The organism is Halomonas stenophila, assembly GCF_014192275.1.
In the GTDB taxonomy this organism is placed as follows: Bacteria; Pseudomonadota; Gammaproteobacteria; order Pseudomonadales; family Halomonadaceae; genus Halomonas; species Halomonas stenophila.
The window spans coordinates 98,086-106,268 of sequence record NZ_JACHXR010000013.1 but is presented as its reverse complement, the minus strand read 5'-3'; the positions used below and the strand labels follow the sequence as shown (position 1 = coordinate 106,268).

Sequence of the window (8,183 nt, the reverse complement as noted above, 5' to 3'; positions counted from 1 at the left end):
GTCAGCAACGTCAAGTTCCAGGACGGGGAGCAGGTAGCCGATCAATCAGACAGGAATGCGGCCTGACCGCCATCCACCAGATTTGACGATAACTCCATGCGGCGGCCTGGGTCGGTATTGCCGATCCTGACCAGTCGGTGCCCAAGATCCTGGCTATCGGCACAGGGATCGGTATCGACGCGTCCGGCGCCGCCTGGAACGATGACGGTTCGACCTGGCAGGGCCCGGTGGGCTGGGCGCTCGCCTCGGGAGAGGCACAGGTGGTGGCAGACCTGGCCGCGGCTCTCGGCCTGCCCCCCTGGCGAGCGAAGTTGCGGGACCTGGGGCTGGAATCGTTGGTCGCCTTGCCCCTGCGGCCGGACCACGGCGCGGCCGGAGTACTGATGGTCGGCGCCTGCCGAGCCGGAGTCTTCGGGCGTGATGAGCGATGGTTACTGGAACGACTCTCGACGCACCTGACCTTCGGGCTCGACAAGTTGCGCATGCAGTGCGAGCGGGAGCGTCAGCAGCAGGAGATCTACAAGCTGGCCTACCGGGACCCACTGACTGACCTGCCGAATCGACGCTTTCTCCTGCACCGACTTAACCAGCTGGTGGCCAGTACCGGAGGTCTTCCGCAGGCCGCGGTGCTGTTTCTCGACTTCAATGATTTCAAGCTGGTCAATGATGCCCTGGGCCATGCTGCGGGGGATAAGATCCTGCGGCGGGCGGCACGGCGCATTCAGCACACCCTGCGTGACGGTGACCTGCTGGGCCGGCAGGGCGGGGACGAGTTCATCGTGGTGATGATCGACAATCCGCGTGACGCCCAGGCTTGCGAGGAGGATGGCATGCGCCGCCTGGTCGTCGGTGCCGAGGCGCTGGCGGGTCGGATCGTCAAGGCACTGGAGCAGCCGTTCGCCATTCAGGGGCATCGTCACCACCTGAGTATCAGCATTGGCATCAGCCTGCTGCCCTGTTGCACGACGGTGCCGGAGTGGGTGATCGACCAGGCCGACATGGCCATGTACCAGGCCAAGAAACAGGGCCACCAGCTGGCGTTCTACTCTCCGGGTATGGAGCAGCAGCGACTACAGCGCCTGTCGCTGGAGTCCCGGTTCTACCATGCCCTGGAATGTGAGGAGTTCCAGCTGCATTACCAGCCTATCTGGGAGATCGACAGCGGTCGCCTGGTCGGTGTCGAGGCGCTGTTGCGCTGGACGGACGCCGTGGGAAACCGCATCTCGCCCGGGGAGTTCATCCCCATCGCCGAGGATTTAAGATTGATGGGGTCCCTCGGTGACTGGGTGCTGAAAACGGCGGCTCGGCAGCTGGTGGACTGGCGGGCGCGCGGGATTACCTTGTCCATGGCCGTGAACCTCTCCGTCAGCCAGCTGCAAGGGCGTCAGGCGGCCGAGCACATCCGCGATCAAGTGGTGGCCAACGGCACCCAGCCAGAGTGGTGGCACCTGGAGCTGACCGAGGAAACCCTCATGCACGAGCCCGAAGAGGTCGAGGAGGCAATGAACGTGCTCAGCGATTGGGGTTTCCATCTGGCGCTGGACGATTTCGGCCGTGGCTACTCCTCTCTGGCCCGCCTGCAGTCGATGCCGCTGGATATACTCAAGATCGACAAGCTGTTCGTCGACCGGCTCGACGGGGATTCCGCCGGGGAGCCCATCGTCCAGGCCATTCTCGACCTGGCACGCCACCTGTCGATCCATGTGGTGGCCGAGGGAATCGAAACCATCGCGCAGCGCGACCGCCTCTGGGCGCTGGGGTGTCACTGGGGGCAGGGATTTCTGGTGAGCGGTGCACGGCCCGCCGACGAGATCGAGCAGATGATAGAGACCGAACAGACGTCCTGATACTTGAATGCGTTTCGACTACGCACTCCCCGAGAGGCGTTACCGGGCCCGTAACCACGCCAAGTCGATGGCCGGGGTTGAAGCGGGGTAGGCGACGGCATCCCACAGTCGCCGGGTAGGTCGTCCAAAGCGCTGCGGTTATTCCATGAATCCAGGGGTAAAGCGCTTCGCGCTAACCAATGGTTGCGCTGGACGATCCGGTGAACGCGGCTTTAGCGATTCAAGGTGGACCTATGTGGCGGCCCGGCTGGTCTCGCTCTGCAGGGCGCTCCCCATCGTCGGTGCTGCGGCGACAACCACCCTAGTGATGTACTGAGGCTCAACCGCTGGCACCCATCGCTGCGCAGTCGCGCCGAGCTCGTCGCAAATTCGCGACGACCACGCCGTGGCAGGGCGGCGTTTGCGTATAGACTGGTAATTGACCGTACCTCGACACCATCGACGAGCCGGCCCTGTCGCCGATGTCGTGGCTTCACCGCTCCGAGAGGGAGACGGTGAAAGAGAGGCCACGGGGCAAGGGCCCCCGCAGGAGGCGGATGTTCCATCCATTCCATCGGGAGGCTGTCATGAAAAGACTCATCGTTGTTCTCTTGGCCCTGGCGCTCGGACTGGTGACCCACCAGGCCCTCGCCCAGCGCCAGTTCTTGACCATCGGCACCGCCAGCGTGGTGGGTATCTACTATCCCGTGGGGGGCGCCACGGGGCAGATCATCAACCAGGCCGAGGTGGGCCTGCGGGCCACGGTGGAGGCCACCGGTGGTTCCGCCTTCAATGTCCGAGCCTTGGCCGCCGGGGAACTCGACCTGGCCCTGGCCCAGTCCGACGTGGTCTATCAGGCCTATAACGGCGAGGCTGCGTTCGAGGGGGAGGCGGTTTCCGAGCTGCGCACCGTGATGGGGTTACATGCCGAACCGCTGCATCTGGTCTGCTCCCGGGAATCCGGGATCACCAAGGTGCGCGATATCGTCGGCAAGCGGGTCAACATCGGCAACCCCGGCTCCGGCATCCGCTTCACCGTGGAGCAGGCGCTGCGGGCCCTGGAAATCGACCTGGACGACTTCGATGCCTATAACCTGACCGCCCCCGAGGGGGTGGACTTCCTGCGTGACCGTCGCGTCGACTGCTTCTTCTTCACCGTCGGCATCGGCGGGGCCGCCCTGCAGGATATCAGCACCACCCAGGACGTGGTCTTCGTGCCCATGGACGATCCCGCGTTCGAGGCCCTGGTGGAGGAGTTCCCGTACTTCGCCTTCACCGAGGTGCCCGCCGGTACCTATCGTGGCCAGGAGGAGGACATCACCCTGTTCGGCGTCAAGGCGCTGTTCGTCACCACCACCGATCTGGACGAGGAGGTGGTCTACAAGGTCACCAAGGCGGTGCTCGACAACCTCGAGGACTTCACCCGGATCCATCCGGCCCTCAACCACCTCACCGAAGAGGACTTCCTGAGCGGTCTCGGCGCCCCCCTGCATCCCGGGGCCGAGCGTGCCTACCAGGAGGCCGGCCTGCTATAGAGTCGCGGCCTTTTCGGGCGCGTTTCCCGGCAATGCGGCCGGGGCCATGGGCCCCGGCTGCTTCCTCGCCCGGTCACTCCGTGAGGCACCGCCATGGCCGATCCCGTTCCGCCGCCCGAATCGTCCCGGGACGGTGCCGAGCCTTCCCAGGCCGATACCGAGGCCGCCCGCGCGGCGCGTCGGCTGGTCGAGGAGCTCGAGACCGGTGGCCGCCTGCCCAGCGGGGTGTTGCTCTGGGGGATCATCGGCCTGTCACTGGGCTGGTCGCTGTTTCAGCTCGGGGTGGCGAGCGTGCTGGCGGTGGACGTGATCATCCAGCGGGCGGTGCATGTCTTCTGCGGTATCAGCCTGGCCTTCCTGGTGTTTCCGGCCATTCGCGGCCGCCGGCGCCCGGGGGTTTTCCAACTGGCGGTGCTGGGCGGCCTCAGCCTGGGGGTCGGCTATGCGGCGGTGCGCCTGGTGGGGGAGGTCACGCCGCTTTCACCGCCCCACTGGTTGGCGCTGGCCGTGGGGCTCGCCCTGGCAGTGGCGGTGCTCTGGTCGCTGCGTGGTGAACAGATCCACCGCGTACCCTGGTTCGATCTGCTGTTCGCCCTGATGGCCGGGCTCGGCGCGCTCTATCTGGTGTTCGACTACCAGGGCCTGCAGGCTCGGCAGGGGCTGGCGATCGAGCGCGAGATCTGGATCGGCCTGCTGTTCATGCTGCTCCTGCTGGAGGCGACCCGGCGCAGCCTGGGGCCGGCCCTGGCGGTGATCGCCGGGCTCTTCTTCCTCTACCAACTCTCCGGGCCGCGCGGCGCCATTCCCTGGCTGGCGGAATGGATGCCGGACCTGCTGGCCCACCGCGGCGCCAGCCTGCAGCGGGCCATCAGCCACCAGTACGTGACCACCGAGGGCATCTTCGGGGTGCCCGTGGGGGTCTCAACGGCCTTCGTCTTCCTCTTCGTGCTGTTCGGTTCGATGCTCGACAAGGCCGGGGCGGGCAAGTACTTCATCGACGTGGCCAACTCCTTCCTCGGTCACCTGCGCGGCGGCCCGGCCAAGGCGGCGGTGGTGGCCTCGGGGCTGACCGGCATGGTCTCCGGCTCGTCGCTGGCCAATGTGGTCACCACCGGCACCTTCACCATCCCGCTGATGAAGCGCACCGGCTACCCGGCCTACAAGGCGGGAGCCTGCGAGGTGGCGGTCTCCACCAACGGCCAGCTGATGCCGCCGGTGATGGGGGCGGCGGCCTTCATCATCGCCGAGTTCGTCGGGGTGCCCTATATCGAGGTGATTCGCGCCGCGGCCATTCCAGCCTTCGTGGCCTACTTCGCGCTCTTCTATATCATGCACCTGGAGGCCCTGAAGCTGGGCCTGCACGGCATCCCGCGCGATGAGCTGCCGCCACGGCTCAGGACCATCCTCGGGGGGCTCCACTTCCTGATCCCGGTGGCGGTACTGGTCCACTACCTGGTGATCGAGCAGCGCACGCCGGGCTATGCGGTGATGGCGGCGATCCTCGCCCTGGCGGTACTGATGCTGGTGCAGGAGCCGATCAAGGCCTGGCGGCAGGGGCGCCCGCTGCCGACGGCCCTGTGGCGCGGGGTGGTGACCCTCTTCCAGGGCCTGCTCGCCGGGGCACGCAACATGGTGGGCATCGCCGTGGCGGTGGCCACCGCCGGCATCATCGTCGGCTCGGTGAGCCAGACCGGGGTGGGGCTGCGGCTCACCGAGATCATCCAGATCCTCAGCGCCGCCATGGCCTCGGGCATCGGCCTGGTCACCCTGCCGGTGGTGGATTTCTTCGGCGGTGACGTGACGGGGTTCGACACCACCACCCAGTTCGCCATCGTGCTGCTGATCACCGCCGTGGCCAGCCTGATCCTCGGCCTGGGGCTCCCCACCACCGCCAACTATGTGGTGATGGCGACCCTGACGGCGCCGGTGATCTATCAGTTGGGCAATGAATTCGGCTTCGGCATCCCGCTACTGGCGGCGCACCTCTTCGTGTTCTTCTTCGGCATCCTCGCCGACGATACCCCCCCGGTGGGACTGGCCGCCTACGCCGCCGCCGGCATCGCCCGCAGCAACCCGATCCGCACCGGGGTCCAGGGCTTCATCTATGACATGCGCACCGCCATCCTGCCGTTCATGTTCATCTTCAACACCCAACTGTTGCAGATAAACGTGGAGAGCTGGCTGCAGATCGGGCATATCTTCGCCAGCGCCCTGGTGGGCATGATGGCCTTCGCCGCCGGGGTGCAGGGCTTCGTGCGCATCCGCACCATCCTGCCCGAGCGGCTGGTGCTGCTGGGCGTGGCCTTCATGCTGATCCAACCTAACTGGTTCACCGATATTCTCGGCGTGAGCCTCTATGCGCTGGTCTATCTCTCCCAGTGGTATCGACGGCATCGACGGGCGGGCGTGACCTGAGGGCATGGAGAGGCCTGGCCGGGACCATCCCCTACCAGGCTGGCGCCCAGACCGGTGGATTTTTGACCACTCGCCCAAGACGCAGGGCCGGAAAAGCTGGATAATGGCGGGCTACGCGCTGCGGCCGCCATGTACACGAATCCGGTGCTTTGTCAATGGAAATCAAGGTCAACTATCTCGACAACCTCCGGCTGGAGGCCAAGTTCGACGACTTCACGGTCATCTCCGACCAGCCGATCCGCTACAAGGGCGACGGCTCGGCGCCCGGGCCCTTCGACTACTTCCTGGCGTCGTCGGCGATGTGCGCGGCCTATTTCGTCAAGGTCTACTGCAACGCGCGCAACATTCCCACCGAGAACATCCGCCTGTCGCAGAACAACATCGTCGACCCGGAGAACCGCTACAAGCAGATCTTCAAGATCCAGGTCGAGCTGCCGGAGGACCTGTCCGCCAAGGACCGCGAGGGCATCCTGCGCTCCATCGAGCGCTGCACGGTCAAGAAGGTGGTGCAGACCGGCCCCGAGTTCCAGATCGAGACGGTCGAGAACCTGGACGAGGACGCCCAGGCGTTGCTGATGGCCGAGCCGGAGGAGGGCGCGAGCACCTGGATCGAGGGCAAGGACCTGCCGCTGGAGCAGACCATCGCCAACATGACGGGCCTCTTCGAGGCGCTCGGCATGAAGGTCGAGATCGCCTCCTGGCGCAACATCGTGCCCCACGTGTGGTCGCTGCACATCCGCGATGCCGCCTCGCCGATGTGCTTCACCAACGGCAAGGGTGCCACCAAGGAGAGCGCGCTGTGCTCGGCGCTGGGCGAGTTCATCGAGCGCCTGAGCTGCAACTTCTTCTATAACGACCAGTTCTTCGGCGAGGAGATCGCGGGCAGCGCCTTCGTCCACTACCCGAACGAGGAGTGGTTCCAGCCGGGGCCCAACGACGCGCTGCCGGAGGGCATCCTGGATGACCACTGCCGGGCGATCTACGACCCGGACGGCGAACTGGGCGGCTCGAACCTGATCGACACCAACTCCGGCAAGGTGGAGCGCGGCATCGTCGCGCTGCCCTACGTGCGCCAGTCGGACGGCGTGACGGTCTACTTCCCCTCCAACCTGATCGAGAACCTCTTCCTCAGCAACGGCATGAGCGCCGGCAATACCCTGCCCGAGGCGCAGGTGCAGTGCCTCTCGGAGATCTTCGAGCGGGCGGTGAAACGGGAGATCCTCGAGCAGGAACTGACGCTGCCCGATGTGCCGATGGCGGTACTCGAGAAGTACCCCGACATCCTCGAGGGCGTCGAGGCGCTGGAGGCCCAGGGCTTCCCGGTGCTGGTCAAGGATGCCTCCCTGGGCGGGCGCTTCCCGGTGATGTGCGTCACCCTGATGAACCCCAAGACCGGCGGCGTCTTCGCCTCCTTCGGTGCCCACCCGAGCTTCGAGGTGGCCCTCGAGCGCAGCCTGACCGAGCTGATGCAGGGCCGCAGCTTCGAGGGCCTGAACGACTTCCTGCCGCCGACCTTCAACTCCCTGGCGGTGTCCGAGCCCAACAACTTCGTCGAGCACTTCATCGACTCCTCCGGCGTGGTGTCCTGGCGCTTCTTCAGCTCCAAGGCGGACGTGGAGTTCGTCGAGTGGGACTTCTCGGGTACCAACGACGAGGAGGCCGCCGGGCTGTTCGGCATCCTCGAGGAGCTGGGCCTGGAGGCCTACATGGCCGTCCATGAGGACCTGGGCGCACCGGTGTGCCGCATCCTGGTGCCGGGCTATTCCGAGGTCTATCCGGTGGAGGACCTGGTCTGGGACAACACCAACAAGGCCCTGCTGTTCCGCGAGGACATCCTGCACCTCCACGAGCTGAGCGACGAGCGGCTGGCCGAGCTGCTGGAGCGCCTGGAGGAGACCCAGATCGATGACCACGAGGACATCATCACCCTGATCGGCATCGAGTTCGACGAGAACACCGTCTGGGGGCAGCTGACCATCCTCGAGCTCAAGCTGCTGATCAACCTGGCGCTGGGGCAGCACGAGGAGGCCCTGGACCGGGTCCAGATGTTCCTGCAGTTCAACGACAACACCGTCGAGCGCGGGCTCTTCTACCAGGCGGTGAACGCGGTGCTGGAGATCGCTCTGGACGACGAGCTGGAGCTGGACGACTACCTCTACAACTTCACGCGCATGTTCGGCGAGCAGACCATGCAGTCGGTGGTCGGCTCGGTGAACGGCGAGGTGCGCTTCCACGGCCTGACCCCGACCAACATGCAGCTGGAAGGCCTCGAGAAGCACCAGCGCCTGATCGAGAGCTACAAGAAGCTGCACGCGGCGCGCGCCGCCCGGGCCGGGGTGGCCGTGTAAGTCACGCCACGACCACGCTTCACACGTCATCGCCCCGGGTCAGTTCATTGCTGGCGCGG

At 65.8% G+C, this 8,183-nt stretch carries 4 protein-coding genes and 1 pseudogene; all 5 read left to right on the top strand.

What is annotated here, in order from left to right:
• Nucleotides 1–113: 113 nt before the first annotated feature.
• A pseudogene (locus FHR97_RS20545) lies at nt 114–461 on the top strand (GAF domain-containing protein); the annotation flags it as partial.
• Nucleotides 462–482: 21 nt separating this feature from the next.
• On the top strand, nt 483–1,847 hold the full coding sequence (locus FHR97_RS17255) for a putative bifunctional diguanylate cyclase/phosphodiesterase (RefSeq protein ID WP_281380504.1): 1,365 nt from the start codon (nt 483–485) through the stop codon (nt 1,845–1,847).
• 566 nt (nt 1,848–2,413) lie between these two features.
• Nucleotides 2,414–3,361 (top strand): TAXI family TRAP transporter solute-binding subunit, encoded by a 948-nt coding sequence (locus FHR97_RS17250; RefSeq protein ID WP_183385034.1) that lies wholly within the window; start codon nt 2,414–2,416, stop codon nt 3,359–3,361.
• A gap of 93 nt (nt 3,362–3,454) precedes the next feature.
• Nucleotides 3,455–5,776 carry a TRAP transporter permease gene (locus FHR97_RS17245; RefSeq protein WP_183385033.1) on the top strand — a complete coding sequence of 774 codons (2,322 nt, stop codon included), beginning with the start codon at nt 3,455–3,457 and terminating at the stop codon, nt 5,774–5,776.
• A gap of 155 nt (nt 5,777–5,931) precedes the next feature.
• The gene (locus FHR97_RS17240) at nt 5,932–8,124 is read left to right on the top strand and encodes an OsmC domain/YcaO domain-containing protein (RefSeq protein WP_183385032.1); all 2,193 of its coding nucleotides are present in this window, start codon (nt 5,932–5,934) and stop codon (nt 8,122–8,124) included.
• The last annotated feature ends 59 nt before the right edge of the window (nt 8,125–8,183 follow it).

Coding starts and splice junctions, on each gene's coding strand:
- FHR97_RS17240 (WP_183385032.1), top strand. CDS start 5,932: ATGGAAATCAAGGTCAACTATCTCGACAACCTCCGGCTGGAGGCCAAG.
- FHR97_RS17245 (WP_183385033.1), top strand. CDS start 3,455: ATGGCCGATCCCGTTCCGCCGCCCGAATCGTCCCGGGACGGTGCCGAG.
- FHR97_RS17255 (WP_281380504.1), top strand. CDS start 483: ATGCAGTGCGAGCGGGAGCGTCAGCAGCAGGAGATCTACAAGCTGGCC.
- FHR97_RS17250 (WP_183385034.1), top strand. CDS start 2,414: ATGAAAAGACTCATCGTTGTTCTCTTGGCCCTGGCGCTCGGACTGGTG.